Here is a 20,188-nt window from a genome sequence, read left to right as displayed (position 1 = left end):
CTTTTTACAAAAAGTAAGCTTTTTATTTACTATATTATTTGAAACCATGTTTTAAATATAATTATTAAAGTCAATTACAGCATCATAACGCTTTAACTCTGCTGGCTCATAGTGGTGAATAACCTCAATGAAAGTAAAGTCTGAGTCAAACAAGTAGTCATGAATTGCTTGAGAAGTAGCCTTATCTAATGAGGCGTTAACTTCGTCCAGTAATAAAATTGGTCGTTTGGCCAAAATTGCCCTTGCTAATTCAATTCGTGCTAACTGACCACCGGATAATTGATCCGCATTATCACCTAATTGGTAGTCAAAACCTTTTTCTTTAACCAGCAGTCCCAGTTCTAAATGATCACAAACTTCCGTAACTTCTTCTAAGGGGAGGTCTGCACCCAAAGTAAGATTAAACCACAATGAGTCGGCAAAGATGACCGCGCTTTGGCTTGAATATGCAAACAAATTAGTAAAAGTACCAGGTTTAACGGCCTTTTGATTAAGCAACTCTTCTTGTGCCTGACCATAATCACCATACATTAAATATTGGAGCATGGTGGATTTACCAGAGCCAGATGGTCCAATTACCGCAACCTTTTGTCCTTTTGCAACTGCAAAATTAATTTGACTAGCTAATTCTTTATCCTGCCGTTTTAAAGTCAGATTTTTCACTTCTAATTGTTTAAAGTCGTCAGTAGCAACACCGTTTTGCGGTTTTTGCTCACCTTTAGCAATAAACTGCTTGATCTTGTTAACAATACCCTTAGTGGTAGATAAATTGTTTCGTTCATTTAAAATTTGCAAGATAGGATTAACAAAAGAATTAGAAAGCTGAGTGATGGCAAATAATGCTCCTAATGTTATTTGACCATTGACTACCAATAATGTCCCAAAAGCAAATGGTAGTAAAAATGCACTGGCAATCGCAATAATATTAAGGTAGGTATTAGTATTATTATTCAGCACATTCATTTTGGCCAGTTTTTCTTCCAGACTTTCAACCGCACGCTTATTTTGTTTAACAGCATTGTCTTGCTTGCCGTATAAATTAAAAGTTCCAGTGCCAGCTAAAATATTTTTGGTTTGGCTGACATACTTGTCGTTAGCCTTAGTCCAATCACCTGAAGCCTTTTGAATTGGTTTTTGGAAAAAGTTGGACACAACTGTAGGGATTGCTGAGCCCACGAAATAAATCAAGGTAACAAACCAGTTTAAATATAAAGCATAACCCAGCGCCAAAATAACGGTATAAGTATAGATCAGAATTTCAATTTCAGCTTCATAACGATTAGTTTCTAATAACTTAAAGTCGTTAGTTAAAAAACCTAAATTAGCACTATCTTCTTCTTTATTTAGCAGCATTCCCTTTAACACTTTAGATCTCAACTTAGTGTTAATTTGCTTAACGGCATCGGTTTTTAAGTAATTAAATAGTAAGCCTGAAATTAAGATTATAGTTAGCGCTACTATGATCTGCGTCACTAAAGAAGGTAAGACTGAAAATTGTCTCTTAGTTGCCATATTAATCAAATTACTAAGCATATAAGCAGCAAAGATATTTAAAGTACTGTATATCAAACCGAAAACATTGAGCCAAAAGAATTTTAAATGTGAATAGTTATGGTAAATCATTATTTTTCTCCCTCAGTTTTGTTAATAATTTTTTCATTCATTAAAGATGATAAATTAATTAAACTTGAGAAGAACCGTGATTACAATACTATTTAACTAAGAGGTCACTATCAGGAAAGCAAGTGGAAAAAATTTTGTACTAAAATGCAAAGTTGCTTGGATATTATTTAGCAATATTTATGTCTCATCAGTTTCTAAGTTCATTGGTAATACCTAAAATCATTTCAATTAATAATAATAAGTTCCATAAGACGCTTAAAGTAGCGGCAATGGTTGTCAATATTATGACCGGTGTCGTAAAGCCTTGAGCTTCATACATGAACGCTGCGCTAGTTATAAAGACCAGGCTCAGAATATAAATTAACCAGTTAGCTATTTTATACATTTGGTGATCGGTTTTCACTACAATAAACTCATCACGCTCGTCTTCATCATCTTTATCTGTACCCACAGTTTTGGCTTTATAATAAAGATAAAAAGCAAAACTAATAGCAAAAACTGCATAAATAATATTTTTCGGTATATCGGTTTGCCTGCGGTGCCGCAGAACCTCTAAACTGATCAGCACCAACTCAAGAAGCGCTAAAAATGTAAAAAAGCATGCTGCGAAATAATATTTGATCTTTCTTTTCTTATTCTTCTTCATTTTCTATATATTCCTGTAAACAAAATAAGGTTTCAATATCGGTCCTAAAAACTTGCGCTAGTTTATACGCCAAGATGAGTGAGGGCTTGTATTTACCCTTTTCTACTGTGATAATCGTTCGTTCGGTGACACCCACTTTGACAGCAAGTTCACGTTGCGTTAAGTGCAGCTTTTTTCTATTTTCCTTAACTAAATTTTTGATAATCTCACCTTCTTAGTAATGTGAAGTATACTTCATGTAGTTAGCTTCATATTATATTTCTGTAAAAGAAAAAAGCCAAGTAAAAACTTGGTTTTTATTCATGATTATTTTTACTAATTAAAAGATCACTTATTAACTTGATTTAATGGCTTATGATCCCGTAAATATGAAATGAGATTTTGTGAAGCCTCAGCAGCAATATTCGTGCGGGCAGACAGTGTTCCTGAGCCTGCATGAGGTGATAAAATTACATTATCTAGTTCACATAAAGCTTGTGGTACTTCAGGTTCAGTTTCATATACGTCTAAACCTGCTCCAGCAATGTCACCGTTTTGCAATGCGGCAATTAAATCATTTTGTTTAATCAGCTTACCTCGAGCAACATTGATAATATAAGCTGTCTTTTTCATCTGCTTAAATATTTGAGCATCGAAAACGCCTGTTGTAGAAGGAGTTGCCGGGGCGTGCAAGGTAATCACATCTGCTGTTTTAACAAAAGTATCAAAATCTACATAATGAACATTCTTTTTTGCTTCTTTTTGAGAACTTAGCTGATGTCTGTTATGGTAGATGACTTTCATGCCAAAGACTTGGGCGTACTTGGCTACTTCAGAACCAATGCGACCCATACCGTAAATACCAAGTGTTTTTCCCTGGAGCCCTGTTCCCATATTTTCCGGTTGAGAAACATCAACCCATTTGTCAGTGCGAATAGTTTTATCATAAAAATGCAAACGTCTCATAGTTGCTAAAATTAAGGCAAATGTCATTTCTGCGGTAGGAATAAGAACGCTTTTAGGACAATTGGCAACAACAATTCCTTTTTGTTTCGCATAGTCAATGTCAATTTTGTCATAGCCAACGCCACTAGCAGAAATAATTTTCAAATTAGTGCCGGCATCAATTAATTCACGGTCAGCCTGTGTCCCCATGAGTATCAAACCTTCATATTCAGATAGGTGTGCTAAAACCCAAGCCCTACCTTCTTTTTCTGGTTTACGGGTCACAGCAAAGTTTTTTCTTAACTCCGTTAAACCAGCTTCTGGCATTCTTCCTGTTACTAAAACTTTTATGTTACTCATATTCAAACCCTCCCTTAGTTTGTAAGCTTTTTTCTCTAGATTGATCATTATCTAAAAAGCTTTAAATTGAATTTTCACGTTAATGTTAATTATACTTTAGTATTTGTCTTTCATCAAAAAAGCCTGACAATATTTAAATCTTGTCAGGTATTTTCTCTTGTATATTTTCTGTTAGATTTATTAATTGCAGTGGCACTTTTTGGGAAATGCGCAAGATTTCTAAAAAAGACTACCAGTTGATTTATTATGCTAATTCAATATTCAATCTGACCTGATATGAATCCCGAAATTAAGACAAAATTTTTTTGGGGGGTTAGTATTATTAGCTTAGTTAAGTCGCCTTTCTCAATACAGTCTGTTATCGAACGCCCAAAAATTATGAGATACATAGCAGATTTTCACGACAAAGAACAAGCAAAAAACGATCAAAATACTCAATTGAGAATTTTGATCGTCTTTTAAAATCTGGAAACTATTTTCTTATATAAGTTTTATATGATAAGACTAGTTATGGATCAACTATTTTACAAGATCAACTTTATAAAAGTTTACGCTCTTGATGTATTTACCTTCGCCAATTCTATAAGCTGTCTTCTTATATTTCTTTAAAGCCTTATATTGATCACCGTAGACAGTCACAGTAGTACCCTTCTTGAGAAGAATACGTGATGTCTTCTTACCATTAGACTTGTAAACGTAAGAGTTTCTCTTCAACTTAGCCTTGGTACCAGTAACATTTCTTACACGAACATATTCATCCTCATCTACTACCTTGTAGAAATGTTGACCATTAAATGTATAAACTTTTAGTTTATCATTTTCAACTACAAAGTTAAGGAAGCTATATGCCTTGGCAGTCTTAGAGGTCTTCTTAAGGTCCTTAGTGTAAAGAACAGACTTGAACATTACCTTAGTTGATTTACCCTCTTCTTTGGCATCCTTCTTTTCCTCATTAGCCTTATTCTTATCTGAAGCAGTTGTATTTGCACTTGCTTGTGAACTAGAATTATTAGAGCTTGGAGTGGCATTAGTTGATGGAGTTGATTCAGTACTCTTAGCAGTTAAACCTTTTTCTGCTTTAGCTAATGCATCAGTTGCAGCTTGGACATCTTCCAGTGTAGCGTCTTTGTTTGCTAAAATATTTTTCGCTTTGTCTAAAGCTTCTTCATAAGCCTTCTTAGAATCATCAGTATAGCCACTCAAATCTTTCTTTTCGCCAGCATCAACATTAGTTTGAAGTTTCTTCTTTGCTTTTAGCAGATTATCATCTGAAGTATCTTTTTCTTTATCAGTCAATGCCTTTTCTGCTTTAGCTAATGCATCGCTAGCAGCTTGTACATCTTTTAATGTAGCATTCTTATCTGCTAAAACATCTTTAGCCTTGTCTAAAGCTTCTTCATAGGCCTTCTTAGAATCATCAGTGTAGCCACTCAAGTCTTTCTTTTCGCCAGCATCAACATTGTCCTGAAGCTTTTCTTTAGCATCGGATAACTTCTCATCATCTGCACTAGGTTTAGTTTTATCATTAAGATCCTTGACCTCTACAGATTTAACATCAGATTCATTGCCATATTTATCAACAGACTTGAATTCAATAGTTCCATTTTCAGTGACTTTGAGTCCGTCATCTGGCACATTCTTGAATGTTTTGCCATCGTCAACACTGTAAACTACCGTTGCATCAGGTTCCTTGGTAGTAGCTTCAATGAGAGCAGACTTGCCATCTTTTGCTACAGTTTGCTTTATATCAGGCTCATCTAAGACCTTTTCTGGTTTATAGTAAACAATTAAAGTTTGAGTAGTTTCATTGCCTTGAGAATCAGTTACTTTAATATTAAAAGTATTCTTACCTTGCTTCAATTCAACTTCATGCTTAAAGTCCTTCTTGAAGCCTTCCTCGCTGTGGAAGTCTACATCACCCCAAGCAGATTCAATGTGGTTATCATTGATTGATAGTTCATAGTAGTTGTAGTCATCAGTGACAGTACCAGAAATTGTATATTTATCTTTGTTAGTGTAGACAGGACCATTATTATCCAAAGCTAAATCAGGTGATTCTGCATCTACATAGAAACTCAGTCTCTCTTGAGTAGTTTCTCTAACAGTTGAGTCACCAATCAAAGCAGATACAATCTTAGCACCGTGAGTACCAACATTTAGAGTTACTTCAAATGTCTGATCAGAATTGATCTTGACGTTTTTACCATCGATTTGCAAAGTAGTAGTTGGTCTCTTTACCTTACCAGTAATAGTCAACTCGCCAGTTTTAGGATCATAATTTTTGGTATCAGCACTAACGTTGTTGGTACCCCACTTGATGCCGCCATCGAATGTAACGTCATTGCTCTCTACAGTTGTTTTACCACGATCACTAGACTTAACCTTTTGCTCAACACTGGATGAATTACCATCTTCATCAGTTGCTACAATATTAAAGTCATTTTCACCAAAGTGTACTGGTAATTCAATAGAGAAGGTATGATCAGCACTCAGATCAACTGATACGTCATCTTTGCCATCTTGCTTAATTACTAATGACTTAGTATCATCACTGACCTTTCCTGAAAGTTTAACAGTATCTTCAGAGGTTTGTGCCAATTCAGCTGTTGAATCCTTGTTTACATCGTAAGTAGCAATATTATCAACAGTTAAGCTTTCAACGTTAGCTGGTACAAGACTAACTGTAATTTCTTTTTCTTTAAGGACGGTCTTATGGTCAACATCAGCATAGAGAGTAACCGTTGTCTTGTAATCATCCTTAGTAAGTGGAAGATTAGCAACAAATGACTTGTCATCTTCACTTTCGATATCTAGGTCGTGAGTCTTGTCATACTTATCAGTATAAGTACCATATACCCTACTTGGATAAGTACCTGTGAATACAAAGAATTTAGTGTCAGGTTCGTATCTGTCAGTTGTTGAAGAGATCTTATCTGGTAACCCACCGCCTTTAAGAACCAAGCCATAGCCGGTTTCACCTGGCTTATTGCTTTCACCTGAAGCAGTTCCTGCATTTGAAGCATTATCAAATAATGCTACAACAAAGTCATTACTACCTGCTTGTAAAGCCTTTACCTGTTCAGGAGATAAGTCGATCTCAACCTTTTGGAAGCCATCCTTATCTGCTTTAGCAGTTGGATCGTATGTTAATTGACTTGAGACACCATTTACAGAAACATTTGCGTCACCACTCAAGCCACTAAGATCATCCTTGGCTTCAGCATACAAGTAGTATCGAGTCTTTTCTTGGTCATTGCTATCCTTTTCTGTACTTGATTCTAACTTAAGGTTCTTTAATACAGGTTTAACACTATCTACCTTAACGGGGATATCATAATGCTGTTCTGTATTTGTGCCATCAACGGTAGCAGAAATTCTGTAAGTATATGTTCCATCAGGCACTTTAACTGTCTTGTTAGCTTGTTGGTCAAAGTATGTACCATCCCACTCAGGGGCTTCATCAAAGTAAGTGTATCTTTGAGCTTGTGCGTAATAGTATGTCTTAGTAGCATTACTCAACGAAGCTAAAGTATTAATTACTTTGCCATCTTTATCCAAAATTTGAGCCTTAACGTTATTAGCATTTCTGTATAAGTAATAAGTTGGTTTAAACCATTGGAATTGAGCATAATCCGCTGTAGAAATTGCAAATTTTGAAGAATCAAATACATAATTACCGTTTTCATCAATGCTTAGACCTGGGTTACCATTAAAAGAGTCATTACCAACAGTTACAATAGTACCCAAGATATTATTGTAAGGTTGGAATACGTCTGGATCATTTAAGCTAGCAAAGATAGGTAGATCTGAACTTGCCCAGTCGCCAAAGAATCCCATGTATGGTAAACGTAATTGTGAACCGTCTGATCCATTAAAGTTCAAGAATCCTTCAACATACTGATTTTCCTTAAAATCAGTCGGCAGTGCTAATGTAATAGTAAGTTCCTTAGTCGAATTTGCAGGTACAACTACGTAATCATCAGTTTGAACTGAAGCATCATCAATTTTCTTGTCATACAAAACTGAACTACTATCAGTAGCAGAAGTATAAACATCTGATTCTTTACCATTATTGTTTAACTTATAAGTTAAATCCTTATTTGTTCTATTGGTAAACTTAACTTGGAATTTAAGATTTTTATCTGTGAAACTCTTAAGCTCAACACCTGGATAGCCGTTGCTACCAACAACGGTTGAAGGATTTTTAGCCAATGCCTGAATAGCAGCTTGTGCATTGATGAATCCAGCACCTTGTCTACGAGGTGAAACAATCACATTATCATGACTAACATCAGGTTGAATACTTGCAGTATTCATTTCCAAAGTTTTGATAAATGCTGTTCTTTCATCTGGACTCATTTTTTGATAAATTTCATAGAAAGAACCCTTTTTATCATTCATTGCTTGACTTACAAGTGCTTGTGTACCAGCAATAAATGGAGAAGCCATAGAAGTACCTGACATGTTAGTATAGCCATTATTATTTTGAGTTGACCAAAGATTTCCACCTGGTGCTGAGATATCTGGCTTAAATGCCAAATTAGAAACAGGACCATAGGAAGTAAAGTTAGACATTAAGTCCGTCTTAAGGGCTGAATTATCTAATGGCTGCACAGCAATGCTTACCTTTAATGCTTCATCAGGATGATTATCAACATATTCTACTAACTTGCTTCCAGCATCCCCTGATAATCCAACAGTAGGGAATCCAGCATTAAGCTGCATGTTAGTTAATGCACCAGCTTGATTATTAACAATGACTAAACCCGCAGCCCCTGCTTCCTGTGCAAATTTTTGTTTATCAGTAAAAGTAAGAGTCCCACGCTTAACGATAGCAATTTTACCCTTAACATCTGATGTATATTGATTTGCAGAGCCTATACCTAATTGTCCATTGTTATCTTTAACAACGTAGAACTGCTTGTCATTAAAGAATGAACGATCAGTACCTCCTGAAAGTTGAGTAGTTTCTGGGCCTAATATTACAGTTTTACCATCCGCTGAAGTAAAAGTTATACCATCAGTGGTAACTTTATTATTCTCTGCTGATGCAACCGTTGTGGCAGTTCTGGCAGTACCCGGACTACCTAAAGTTCCCATATCTGGATTGCCATAATATGCCTTGTTGTTTCCATCAGCTTTTGAGTTTGAGGTCCCGGAGTTACCAGCAGAAATTACAGCGGCAGTACCTGTCTTAGTAGCCCGGTCAACAGCTACAATTTCTGGATCATCATCAGTTTGCTGACCAGAAGTAGAACCTAGGGACATATTCAAAACATCAGCACCAAGTTTAGCTGAATCATCAATTGCTCCAATGATGTTAGTAGAATCAGTAGTAGCAGAACTAGCTGAATTAGAAAAGGCTTTCATTGCTAATAATTGCGCTTCTGGAGCAACACCTACAACCGAGTTAACAGAATCTGAAGTACCATTGGCAGCTACGATACCTGCAACGTGCATACCGTGTTGCTCGCTAGGATTATTATCAGTAATATTGTCATTGTTATCTGAATAGTTATGACCATATGGGACCTTTTCAGTAAAGTAGCGCCCATAACCAGCTTGTTTTGTGAAGTTAGCAACCTTTTCTCTAGTTAATTTCGCTTTAGATTCATCACTCAACCGTAAATCCTTATGATTAGGATCAATACCTGTATCGATGATAGAAACTACAGTACCTTCACCTTTGTATTTATAATTATTCCAAACTGCTGAAACATTAGCCATATCATCAGCTGAAGAGTCATTAGCATAGTAGACTTTTGCCAAAGTTACTGATTTAACGCCTGGAATGGCTCTTAATTTTTGAATATCTTTAACCTTTGCTTTAGTAGCAAAACCGTTAACTACATAACCATAGCTTTTGCCAATTGCTTGGTTGGTAATTGCCTTTACCTTTGCTTTAACTGAACCTTGTTGTGCAATTACTTGTTTTGTAGCCTGTTCAATTTCTGCACTACTTGAATTTGTGCTTACTGAACCATTTGTAGCTGCAGGTGAAGCAGACAATTGAACAATTACATCAACATATACAGTTTGCTTTTCGTCAGAAGTTAAATGCTTAAGATTAACCCCTTTTGCAGCTAATTGTGCTTCAATTGCTTTGTTTGTTATGCCCACTGTAGCTGATTCTGCTGCTTTAGAGCTGTTTGCAACAGTTTTTGTTTGACTGTCAACAGTAGCTTTAACGTGCTGTTCAGCATTAGAGAATACAGATACGACAGATAGTGCAGCAGCACAAACTAGCACTCCCACATACTTATTTCTTTTCATAGCTAGTCCCCCAACTTAATTAACAATAGTGTGTTTGCCTGTTTAAATTAATAACATTATCAATTAATTAAATATTATATAGGATAAAATTAAAAATAACAATTGTTTTAGTAAAAAATATTATTTTTAATTATTTTAATTTCTTATTTTTGTAATTTATGGACTGCTTTGCCCGCTATTCTGGTAATCTCTTGTTTATTGCTTGTTATTTTTTGTGATTTTATTGAATTAAAAGTTGCAATCTGTTTTAATATTTTTAATAATTAGATGAAAATCTTCATTGGAGGAGATAAAATGAACAAATTATTAAAAGGTGTAATAACTGCTGTAACTGGCATTTCCTTACTGAGTTTAGCAGGTTGTTCAAAATCAAATAATACAGAAGTTGCTCAATATGGAAAAGATAAAAAAATTACGCAACAAGAGTTTTATAAGGAACTTAAGTCAGCTCCTTCAAGTAAAAACGTTTTAGCTAATTTGTTGATTTATGACGCTCTAAAGACCCAATATGGGGAAAAATTGAATTCTAAAGAAGTTACTCAAGAATACAATAATTATAAGGAACGCTATGGCTCACAATTTAATGAATTTTTAGCACAAAATTCATACACTAAGTCATCTTTTAAGAGAATGATTCAGATTAACCTACTTAGTGAAATTGCATTGAGGTCTCAAATCAAACCTACAAATAAACAATTAAAAGTAGAATGGAAAACATATCATCCGAAGATTACTGTGCAGCATATTTTAGTAACTAGTCGATCAACAGCTGAAGAAATTATCGAGCAATTAGACCATGGGAAAAAGTTTTCAAATTTAGCAAAAACATATTCTGTAGATAGTTCTACCAGTACTAATAGTGGAAAATTAGCGCCTTTTAATCAAGAAAATAAAAATTGGGATTCCACTTTCAAAAATGCTGCATATAAGCTTAAAAATGGTGAATATACCAGCACTCCAGTGAAAGTTACTAATGGCTATGAGATAATAAAAATGATTAATCATCCAGCTAAAGGGAGTTTTGAAAACAGTAAAGCAGAATTAACAAATAACCTTTATGCCAAATGGGCTGCAAATTCTACTGTTATGAGAAATGTAATCAGCCAAGTTTTGAAAGATCAAAACGTCAAAATTACAGACAGAGATTTAAAATCTGCTTTGGATCAATACAAAGGATCTACAAAATCAGGGTTAAATTAGAGCTTAGTTGCTTATAAAATCTAGTTGAACACATACAAACAATTCAAAGTTTTTAAAATATCTAATTAATCAGTTCACGTAACAGTTAACTGATTTTTCTTTTCTTCAAATAACGGTCTTATTATTAGTCATGTAGCATCTGTAAGTGACAGCAATATCAATCTCAGCCCATTTAACATGTATAATTATAAATATCATTATATTTACAACTATATTTATCGTTTAAATGTAATCTGCAAGAACTAATTAAAGCAATTACAGAATACATTCACTACTATAACGAAGAAAGTTAAAGAGAGCCTAAAAGACTTGACCCCGAAAGAATATCGGGCTCAAGCCTTAAAGAAATGATATTAACTTTTTGTCCAAGCTTTTGGGAGTAGTACACAATACTTAAATCATGGCAGGTATTTTCTCATATTTGTTTTCTGCTATATTTATTTCTGCAGAAGTCTTTCTTAGAAAGTGCGCAAGGTTTTTAAAAAACAAACATGTAGATTATATATTTAATTTGATCAATTTTAGCGGTGCAGTATTCTTTTTTAATTTTATTTATCTTACGTTAACTTAAGAATTGCACTGAAGGCTGATGCTGCAATAGCTGCTACAATCAACCAGCCAAGGGCATTTCGCGGTCTGTTATATGTAATAATCGATCCCATACTCCACAACTGATTTTTAGCGAAGGCAATCGCAAAAATACCAATCACAGTAAGCCACAAGAATAAAATTAACATACCAATAACTTTTAAAATAGTCTTGTACATCAGTTAAATTTTAAATTCCAATGCAGTTCCAGGAAACGTAATTTTATGTGTCTTGCCAGAATAACTATAGTTAAGTTTCCTTATACCATTGATAACAGCAACCTTATCATTTTGTAAATTACTTTTTGATGCTATAACTGGATAATGTCACTAATCAACAATAAAATCGTTGCTCCCAAGTTTGCACTAGACCTCATAAGCTTATTCATATTATTCTACTCTTTTTTATATTTAGAACTTATCATATAATCCCTAAGCCAGGTCTTTATGCTTACCTACATTATGAACTCTTGCTTTTAATTGAAGTTTTGGTGACACAAACCTACCTTAATCGGTGTAATTAATACAATCCAATTAGATATTTTCGATTTTTACCAGATCATTTATTTTATTCTACGATAAACTTCACCTATTTTAAGCTTTGGTAAAGTTAACATTTTGCTTGTCTTCTGACCCCTCTTATGCTGAGTTATTCTTAAATTATCATAATTATGAAAATTTTTGCTTTCCAGAAATATATTGTCCTTAGAAATATCACTTGTCGTGGAATATACAGGTTTCCCATTTTCCCAAATTTTTATAATATTCCCCGGCCTGGTATAGAATTCAATATAGACTGAACTATTATTCCTCTTTACCTTACTCAAAATTGGCTTATTTGTAACATATTTCTTAGGAGAAACAGTTTTAAGTAATTTTTTATCACCATAAATTTTGAATGTCTCATAACCTTTGAAAGGAATAGTAACTTTGAACTTTGCGACATTCTGATTTACTTTCAAATTTTTGACCACTTGATTATCATATTTAATTTTCAAATTAAATACATCATTAGTCCTACCACTAAAAGTTATTTTATGCATTTTGCCGGAATAGTTACTATGAAAATTGCTGACTCTAGGATTGAGTTTTATCGGAGTCGTAGATTTTGTTTTAGCTGATACATTAATTTGTAAACAGCTCATTAATAATGTTAAAAATAAAGTTAACATAAAATAAAGTTTTATTTTTTTCAAAATACTTTCCTTTCAATAAATAATTATTAAAAACAAATAAAGCGCGGGTGCACAACACGTAGCACTAATTTTTCCGCACGAATTCTCTGCTTATTATATAATTGTATATTATATGTGTCAATGTTTTTATATATAAATTATATTACATGATATCCTGAATATACTTTAGTTAGCTATGCTTAAAATACATGAAATTAAAAAATTAATTTTTATCAAAAAATAACATTTAAAATACGGTTTATTATTATAATTATCAAAATATAGTTTATACTTAATATGTTACTTAAATAAATTTATGTTGAACGCTGAAACAGCAACTGAAGTTATGTTATTACCAGAAAGTCCTAGAATTGTAACATTAAAATTTTTGATTGGACTGACAGGCTTTAAAAATAACCATACTCCTTGCAATTTATACTCCCACTTTTTTATTATTTTAATCACCCCCTTTCGGGGAACCGACAACAGCAATTTAAGTAAAAATGCTATAAAAATTGCCTAGAATGCCTCTAGAGCACTGTTAATAACGGCTTTAATGTGCTATAGTAATTTATAAAAATTTCTTAAGGCTTTAAGACATTTTTATAATTAATTTAGGAGGAAAAATATGCCAGAAGTAATCAAAGAAACAGGAGAAAAGAAAGTAGAAATGAATAAGTCACGTAATAAGACGTGGTTTAAAAAAGAATTTTCTGCCAGTACATTACTTTTTTGGATTAAGGGATCAGTGGCAGTTGACTATAGATTTGTAAGAATAGTTGAGCAAAATACAGTACTGGGCCTACTTCCAGCTGGTAAGCATAAACAAAATATTCCTTTAAAAAATATATCTGATGCTTCAATTGATACATCTTACTCCGTTAAAGACTTCATTTTTGGTGTGATTATAGCAACGACTGGATTGGGAATGTTTAACTCTGATACAGCAATCGGTGTTATTATCTTATTAATTGGTATCGGAATCTTTTTAAATGGTATCATGACTAAATTATCAATTGAAAAGGGTGGCACAGCATACGAAATATCCGTTCCATTTTATAATAAACAAAACATGATTGAAATTCAGCAAGCTATTGAAGAAGCATTGACAACAGACATTGATAAAACAGATCAAAGCTTATACCATCATCGTTTAGCTGAAGATGACATAGATGAAGTAAAATAACAATTAAAAAGTTTCGGAATATAAAATAGATAAAATCTACATTTAACACTAAAATAAACATAGGTTTTATCTATTTTTGTTATATCTATTTATACTTATATATAAGCCTCTTTTTGTAAATTATACATATTGCGATAATCAGCATTACTCCTGATTAATTTTTCGTGTGTATCAAAGCCCAGAACTCTGCCATTTTGTAAAAAGAGAATTTTATCCGCATATTTCATGGCCGACAAGTGATGTGTTACAAAAATAATTGTTTTGCCCTCGTTTTCTGCCAAAAAATGCTGGTAAATTTCATTTTCACTTTTAGCGTCTAAAGCCACAGTAGGCTCATCTAAGAACTCTACTTGAGCATTAGTATACATGTCACGTGCAAGTGCTATTTTTGCCACTGTCCTCCTGAAAGTTCAGTGCCATTCGCAAATTCCTTACTTAAAATTGTATTTAAGTCGATATTTTTATCTTTAAGCAATGTTTCTAAACCTGCCTTCTTCAACGCAGATTTAATTTTCGCGTTACCGCCTGGACGAAAAACTGCTACATTGTCGGCCAAACTCAACTTAAATTTAGAATAGTCCTGAAAAGTGACGGATAAATTTTGCCGATAATTTGCAAGAGCAAATTCACGTAAATCATTACCGTTAAGCTCGATCTTTCCCTTACTCGGATCATAAAAACGCAACAATAATTTAATTAAAGTTGACTTGCCTGAACCATTTTCACCCACTACAGCAATTTTTTCACCTTGATTAATTTGAAAATTCAAATCATGCAAAACTTCATTTTTAGAAAAGGGATAAACAAACGAAACATGCCCTAATTTAATTTGCTCAATCGGTGCGGCTATTTCTTTAGTACCACTTTGAAAGTCATCATGGTAATTTTCAAAGCGCTGATATTTTTCTACCCATAAAAGTGAATCATAAAGCAGACTGCTGTATTCTACTAACGTAGCCAAAGAAGAAACAGCTGCAATGACAGAAATAAACATCAATAAAGCGCCAGCGCCAAGGACTGTATGAGCAACTGTAGAAGCGAACCAATAAAAGCCATAACCTGAAAGTGTGACCACATATATGATAATTTTTCGCCGATAGCTTTTGCCCCACCTGCGTTTTGATCACCACTACCACAGCCACCACCACCGTCAGTACTAATAGTATCGTCGTCAATTTGTCCGCCTTCACTGTCTGGCGTAGTACCGGCTAATTTAGCGTACCATTTTCTAGCATTAGCCTCATGGGGATCGTTGTGTGCCATATGACTGATAGCACCACGACCAAAACAGTCAGTATAAATACCAGCTATATCTGATACGTTATCCATTTTCCACCATTCTTTGATAGAAATTCCATGATTGTATATGTCTATCCAATCTGGACCACCATTAGTAATTGATCCGTCTTTTGCTACTGCATGGTGCAACTCTGTCCAAGCATATTCTAGTTGTACTTTAACGCCTTTCCTACTCAACCCCTTGCGTTTTGCAAAATTTTTTAATCTAGTTATTGGTGTTACAGCTTTCTTAGCTAATACGGAGGATTACTATTACTCCAATAGTATACAGCAATGCTATACAAACTAATAAATATTTCTTACTTTTTTCATTGTTGTAATACTCTACCTGTCAATAACGGTTACATTTTATTATGTATTAATATATAAGTTAATATGTTTTTATATCCTATGCATATGTCAATAATTACTTCCAACATTCCAATATCTTTATTCAGCTAGCTATCTGGGACTAGCTAATACAGGAGATTGTCTAATTTAATTACTACTTTTATACAGATAAGTATACATGCTGACATATAAAGCCCACTATTTAATTTCAACTTTGTCACATATTTGCTTCAATATATCACATACTTTTGGTGTAATTGGTTAGCCTAGGGCACACCAAGCATAATATTTAATACAATTAAATCATCTTCAAGGAGAACTTATTTTGCCAACGCCAAAATGACTACAACAAAAAAGCCTATCATTCTAAGTTCTTCTAAACCTGAATAACAGACTTAAAAATCTTTCGATTGTTTTCTTAGTGCGACTAGAAGCATCTAGTCTTACACTTAATTTTATTGCTACATCAATAATTACATCCATTAACAATAAAACTGTGTGGCAAAAATTGTGGCATTAAGCTTAATTCATAATAGCATGCTCACCAATATCCAATTTAGATAATTGAATACCCTTACTGGTCTTTTTACCTAATTTACGTTCCGTAATTACTACTTTGGCATTATCATCGAATGCACTATTTTCCACCGTTAGAGTTGTTAATTCAGATGAAACAACTTTTTGTCTATTAATTGGCTGTCCATTCTTCCAAACAATAATGATATCGCCCTTTTTACCATATAATTTAACCTTCAAATTATCTTCTGATTGATCATATGAATAAATATTCGGCTTTTTGGTTGCATACTTGGACGAAGTTACCGTCTTTAATATTTTTTTATCGCCATAAATTTTAAAGGTGTTATATCCCTTAAAAGAAACATTTACTTTAAACTTCTCACCATTTTTCTTAACCTTAACTGATTTAACGACTTTATTACCATATTTTATAGTTAAAGTTTTAAAGCCTGAAGCAGTACCTGTAAAAGTAATTCTATGTGTCTTCCCAGAATATACCGTATGAAAATTAGCTATACCATATGCAGGACAAACAGTTTTTCCAACTTTTACAATACTTAACCCATTTTTAGCAGAAACTGATGTAGTTAATCCACTAGCAAACAGTATCATAGAAGTTGCAGCTATACTTACATTTAAAATTTTTCGCTTATTCATAATCTTTACCTCGCTTTATCAACTAGCTCTATTTTTATGTTGTGAGTCTATTTTCAATCGAAAAACAGTCTTTACCAATTTAGGTTTCTTATCAATCATATCATTATTAACAACCTTAGAATAAATTTTATTCATTCCCTTTATATCAGGTTTTTTAATAGAATAATATCTATTGGCTGGATTCATAACAGATTTACTATTTTTTAAATTATGATTTAAACCTAAAGCATGTCCTAATTCATGTTCAGCAACATTTATCTTTCTTTTTGGGTAAAAAGATTCTTTTTTAAAGTATCTTTATTTAACTTAACGTCTGCCTTTGCTATTATATCGGTTCCTTTATACGACCATATAATATATGTTCTGCAATATTCTTTGTCATTCTATCAGATTTATTGTCAACTTTACGCTTATCTTGCTTCATAGTAAGTGACATCAAATGAATTTTCGAGCTACTGGATTTTTTCCAACTAAAACCCACTTTATTCCAAGCCGATATTGCTTTTTTCCAAACAGTTTTATAGTATTTAGATTGTTTGTCGATTACGTAAGTTGATTCTTTTGAATTAAATCTATGAATTACTTGTAGGAGTGATACTTTCAGTCTTTGCCAACACAGGTAGGGTTTGCACTCCTAATAAAAGTACAGATAAAACTGTTACTAAATAAACTTTTATCTTTTTCATTTAATTTACCACCTTTACATAACATAAAATACAAAGTTATTATATAAAAAAAAACAATTATAAACGTCAATGATAAATTTATTCATTATTTCAAGCTAATATTATCTATCACTAACTCCGACATTTCCACGTTCCGATCCTCATCTACATGGACATACGTTTTCATAAACATTTTTACTGTATGCCCCATACGACTTGCTGCCCATGGATAACTCATACCCGGAGTATTACCTAATTTAGTTACTACCGTATGCCGACACGTATACATACTAATACTTAACTTACCGTTATTTATCCAACTTTATTACACAATTTTTTCAACATATCATTCATACTATGTTGCACAACTGGATAGCCAAAAGCACATAGCCGATAATCTTTAATATTCAAAGTGATCTATTCATTTTTATTAGTCAAATCATGTTCATAGATAAACTTATTCTGACAGTGATGAAACTTATTTTAGCACCTTAAAAAAATACGTATAACTGATTCCTAACTTTTGCGCTATTTGCTGCGCATTCAAAAATTGTGTCCCGAACATTACTTTCTACCCCATTTTCCCGAATCTAATTTAGTCGTTTCTTGTTTTAGCTACTCCAAATATTTTTTTAATTCACTTTCTTGAACAGCGCTCTTGACCGTTTTAATATCACTTTTTATCTTATCTGAATACTGATAATGTCCTGGTTTATCAACATCTTTCATAAAATAATCAAGAAACATATAAAATTCTTTTAAGTCAGTTGAACCATATATTTCCTTAATTAGCATTAATACGCCAGTTGCTCCATTGAATAGAAACTAGTTAACTTTTTTATTCAACAAGGCATCAGTTTGAATACGTTCAAGATCGCTTAATCCTTTTCTCTTAGCTAATTCATGCAAAACTACCCATTCTGAAGAATAAAGCAATTCCTTATCTATCATTATTTCCCCCTATTCTTTACTAACGACCACCAGTCTAATACACAGCTTAATAGCCTTGGGTAAATATCATCTGTTTCCATCAAAGCAATTAATTTACCTATTTCCTTAGCCAGACGATGTTTAAATTCTGCTTCAATTCTTATCCAGTCTTTACATTCAATTGAAACAGCTAGATATAGCCCGTCTGATCGTGCTTGTTCAATCTTCTTATTACAAATTCGTAAGAAAGCCTCACTTCTCCTACTACCCAACATAAATTGTCTGTGCTTCTTCAGTGCTACCCAATAATCTTATAATGCTCTGAACCTATTATGTTTCCTTGTTTATTCAAAAAAATCAGTTCTTTTTTTGCTAGACCATCACTTATTCCATTAACTGAAAAACCATAATCAATTAAATCTATCGCAATATCTATTCTTGCAGTGAATTAACCAACAGCATTGTTACTAAAAATGGTTTAGAATTATTAGATCCTTTAGAAAAAATTTTAGACATTAAAAATGTAAAAATTTAAGATATGGAAGGAAATGACATAACAAATACATTTAGTAACTAAGTATTTTTAAACTTGTAGTTACTTATGCATGAACGATATTTATGCTTTTTACTTTACTTTGCCACATAGATCTACCTCAAGAAAAGCAGTCATATCAACCTTTATGACGTTTGTATTCAGAGATTTCCACACAAAATTTCAAATTTTCATCTTGTGTGGCAAATCTTGTGGCTGACCTAAATATTCATAAGTGTTTTTAAAAGTTAACAAACTATGCAAAAATAACAAAAAAGCCTGCTCTCTCAAGTTCTTTTGAACCTGGATAACAGACTTAGAAATCTTTCGCTTGTTTTACTGAATGCTGACTAGAGGATTCGAACCTCCGACCTCATCATTACTAATGACGTGCTCTGCCAACTGAGCTAAGTCAGCATTGTCATATCTCGACAACGATATTAATTAAAACATATTCTAAAAGTTTACGCAAGCATTTTTTGACTTTTTACCAGTTTTTGTTATAACTGTCATTTGACGCGCTTTTTTAAGAGTATAATATAAGAATAGATTTAGAAATGGAGTGGATGTAATGGCAAATTTAGCATCGATTAACGCAGAACTCCCATGGCTATTAAGAATTGTAGTAGCTTCTTTGTGCGGAGCGTTGATCGGTTATGAACGTGCGATTCAAAGAAAAAGTGCCGGAGTGCGGACACATATTGTAGTTGCCTTTTCTTCCGCGCTATTTATGATAGTTTCAAAGTATGGTTTTGGCGATTTATTAAAAATGTCAGACGTTGCTTTGGACCCTTCTAGAATTGCTGCGCAAATAGTTTCAGGTATTTCATTTATTGGCGCCGGAACGATTTTAATTAAAAAGCAACAGATTTCCGGTTTGACAACTGCTGCTGGTATCTGGGCAACAGCTGCTATCGGGATGGCAATTGGTTCTGGTTTATACTTTATTGGCATTTTAGCAACTGCCTTGCTCTTTGTTATCCAGATGATGTTTCATGATGATACCATAATTGATAAAATCATCATGCATATCAGGTTCAACATTCAGATAGAAGCCGTTAATAAGCCTGACATTCTGCACATAATCGAGCAGGAACTGGAAACAAATCATGTTGAAAATGTTTCCGTAAAAATACTTTTTGTCAGCGATGAAAGAATTATCTTTTTTGTAGACGGCATTATTAACAATAATATTGATGAAAACGATATTATTATGGCCCTGCGCAAGTATCCTGACATCAAGCGCATCAGTTATGCCAGTATAGATAAATAGAGCAAATTA

16 protein-coding genes, 1 tRNA gene and 1 pseudogene are annotated in these 20,188 nt (G+C 33.4%); 3 read left to right on the top strand and 15 right to left on the bottom strand.

What is annotated here, in order from left to right; translation table 11 throughout:
• Positions 1-51 precede the first annotated feature (51 nt).
• The 5 genes from ERK18_RS02970 to ERK18_RS02950 all read right to left on the bottom strand — a co-directional run bounded on the left by ERK18_RS02970 (position 52) and on the right by ERK18_RS02950 (position 9,826).
• A complete protein-coding gene (locus tag ERK18_RS02970; protein WP_187154207.1) occupies positions 52-1,623 on the bottom strand; it encodes an ATP-binding cassette domain-containing protein in 1,572 nt (523 codons plus the stop codon).
• 187 nt (positions 1,624-1,810) lie between these two features.
• On the bottom strand, positions 1,811-2,269 hold the full coding sequence (locus ERK18_RS02965; protein WP_187154206.1) for a hypothetical protein: 459 nt from the start codon (positions 2,267-2,269) through the stop codon (positions 1,811-1,813).
• Complete coding sequence (locus tag ERK18_RS02960; RefSeq protein ID WP_187154270.1) at positions 2,256-2,471, bottom strand: helix-turn-helix transcriptional regulator; 216 nt, start codon at positions 2,469-2,471, stop codon at positions 2,256-2,258. The genes ERK18_RS02965 and ERK18_RS02960 overlap by 14 nt, the downstream gene beginning before the upstream one ends.
• Positions 2,472-2,596: 125 nt before the next feature.
• Positions 2,597-3,553, bottom strand: a complete 957-nt coding sequence (locus ERK18_RS02955) for an NAD(P)-dependent oxidoreductase (RefSeq protein ID WP_187154205.1) — start codon at positions 3,551-3,553, stop codon at positions 2,597-2,599.
• A 519-nt stretch (positions 3,554-4,072) separates the two neighbouring features.
• Complete coding sequence (locus tag ERK18_RS02950; RefSeq protein ID WP_187154204.1) at positions 4,073-9,826, bottom strand: S8 family serine peptidase; 5,754 nt, start codon at positions 9,824-9,826, stop codon at positions 4,073-4,075.
• Between the two features lie 294 nt (positions 9,827-10,120).
• Here ERK18_RS02950 and ERK18_RS02945 point away from each other — a divergent pair, with 294 nt between their 5' ends.
• On the top strand, positions 10,121-11,026 hold the full coding sequence (locus tag ERK18_RS02945) for a peptidylprolyl isomerase PrsA (RefSeq protein ID WP_187154203.1): 906 nt from the start codon (positions 10,121-10,123) through the stop codon (positions 11,024-11,026).
• Between the two features lie 557 nt (positions 11,027-11,583).
• Here ERK18_RS02945 and ERK18_RS02940 read toward each other — a convergent pair.
• Both ERK18_RS02940 and ERK18_RS02935 read right to left on the bottom strand, forming a co-directional pair.
• Entirely contained in the window at positions 11,584-11,793 is a 210-nt protein-coding gene (locus ERK18_RS02940; protein WP_187154202.1) for a hypothetical protein, read from the bottom strand.
• 383 nt (positions 11,794-12,176) lie between these two features.
• The gene (locus ERK18_RS02935; RefSeq protein ID WP_187154201.1) at positions 12,177-12,809 is read right to left on the bottom strand and encodes a hypothetical protein; all 633 of its coding nucleotides are present in this window, start codon (positions 12,807-12,809) and stop codon (positions 12,177-12,179) included.
• Between the two features lie 607 nt (positions 12,810-13,416).
• Here ERK18_RS02935 and ERK18_RS02930 point away from each other — a divergent pair.
• Positions 13,417-13,974 carry a hypothetical protein gene (locus ERK18_RS02930; protein ID WP_222710080.1) on the top strand — a complete coding sequence of 186 codons (558 nt, stop codon included), beginning with the start codon at positions 13,417-13,419 and terminating at the stop codon, positions 13,972-13,974.
• Between the two features lie 95 nt (positions 13,975-14,069).
• Here ERK18_RS02930 and ERK18_RS09670 read toward each other — a convergent pair.
• The 8 genes and pseudogenes from ERK18_RS09670 to ERK18_RS02895 form a co-directional block, all read right to left on the bottom strand.
• A pseudogene (locus ERK18_RS09670) lies at positions 14,070-15,049 on the bottom strand (ATP-binding cassette domain-containing protein); the annotation flags it as partial.
• A complete protein-coding gene (locus ERK18_RS02920; protein ID WP_187154200.1) occupies positions 14,968-15,450 on the bottom strand; it encodes a hypothetical protein in 483 nt (160 codons plus the stop codon). The gene ERK18_RS02920 and the pseudogene ERK18_RS09670, both read right to left, overlap by 82 nt.
• A gap of 675 nt (positions 15,451-16,125) precedes the next feature.
• The gene (locus ERK18_RS02915; RefSeq protein WP_187154199.1) at positions 16,126-16,779 is read right to left on the bottom strand and encodes a hypothetical protein; all 654 of its coding nucleotides are present in this window, start codon (positions 16,777-16,779) and stop codon (positions 16,126-16,128) included.
• Between the two features lie 18 nt (positions 16,780-16,797).
• A complete protein-coding gene (locus ERK18_RS09620; RefSeq protein ID WP_187154268.1) occupies positions 16,798-17,037 on the bottom strand; it encodes a matrixin family metalloprotease in 240 nt (79 codons plus the stop codon).
• 1,022 nt (positions 17,038-18,059) lie between these two features.
• Positions 18,060-18,239 (bottom strand): hypothetical protein, encoded by a 180-nt coding sequence (locus ERK18_RS09470; protein ID WP_261982412.1) that lies wholly within the window; start codon positions 18,237-18,239, stop codon positions 18,060-18,062.
• Between the two features lie 30 nt (positions 18,240-18,269).
• Complete coding sequence (locus ERK18_RS09465; RefSeq protein WP_261982411.1) at positions 18,270-18,395, bottom strand: hypothetical protein; 126 nt, start codon at positions 18,393-18,395, stop codon at positions 18,270-18,272.
• On the bottom strand, positions 18,395-18,649 hold the full coding sequence (locus tag ERK18_RS02900) for a replication initiation factor domain-containing protein (protein WP_261982410.1): 255 nt from the start codon (positions 18,647-18,649) through the stop codon (positions 18,395-18,397). The genes ERK18_RS09465 and ERK18_RS02900 overlap by 1 nt, the downstream gene beginning before the upstream one ends.
• A gap of 601 nt (positions 18,650-19,250) precedes the next feature.
• Positions 19,251-19,323: transfer RNA gene (locus tag ERK18_RS02895), tRNA-Thr, on the bottom strand.
• Positions 19,324-19,477: 154 nt separating this feature from the next.
• Here ERK18_RS02895 and ERK18_RS02890 point away from each other — a divergent pair.
• Positions 19,478-20,179, top strand: coding sequence for an MgtC/SapB family protein (locus ERK18_RS02890; protein WP_045927259.1), 702 nt, complete (start codon positions 19,478-19,480; stop codon positions 20,177-20,179).
• The last annotated feature ends 9 nt before the right edge of the window (positions 20,180-20,188 follow it).

The sequence above is a fragment of the Lactobacillus kimbladii genome, from assembly GCF_014323605.1.
In the GTDB taxonomy this organism is placed as follows: Bacteria; Bacillota; Bacilli; order Lactobacillales; family Lactobacillaceae; genus Lactobacillus; species Lactobacillus kimbladii_B.
The sequence above is the reverse complement of the archived record's forward strand: the minus strand, read 5'-3'. Positions and strand labels throughout refer to the sequence as shown.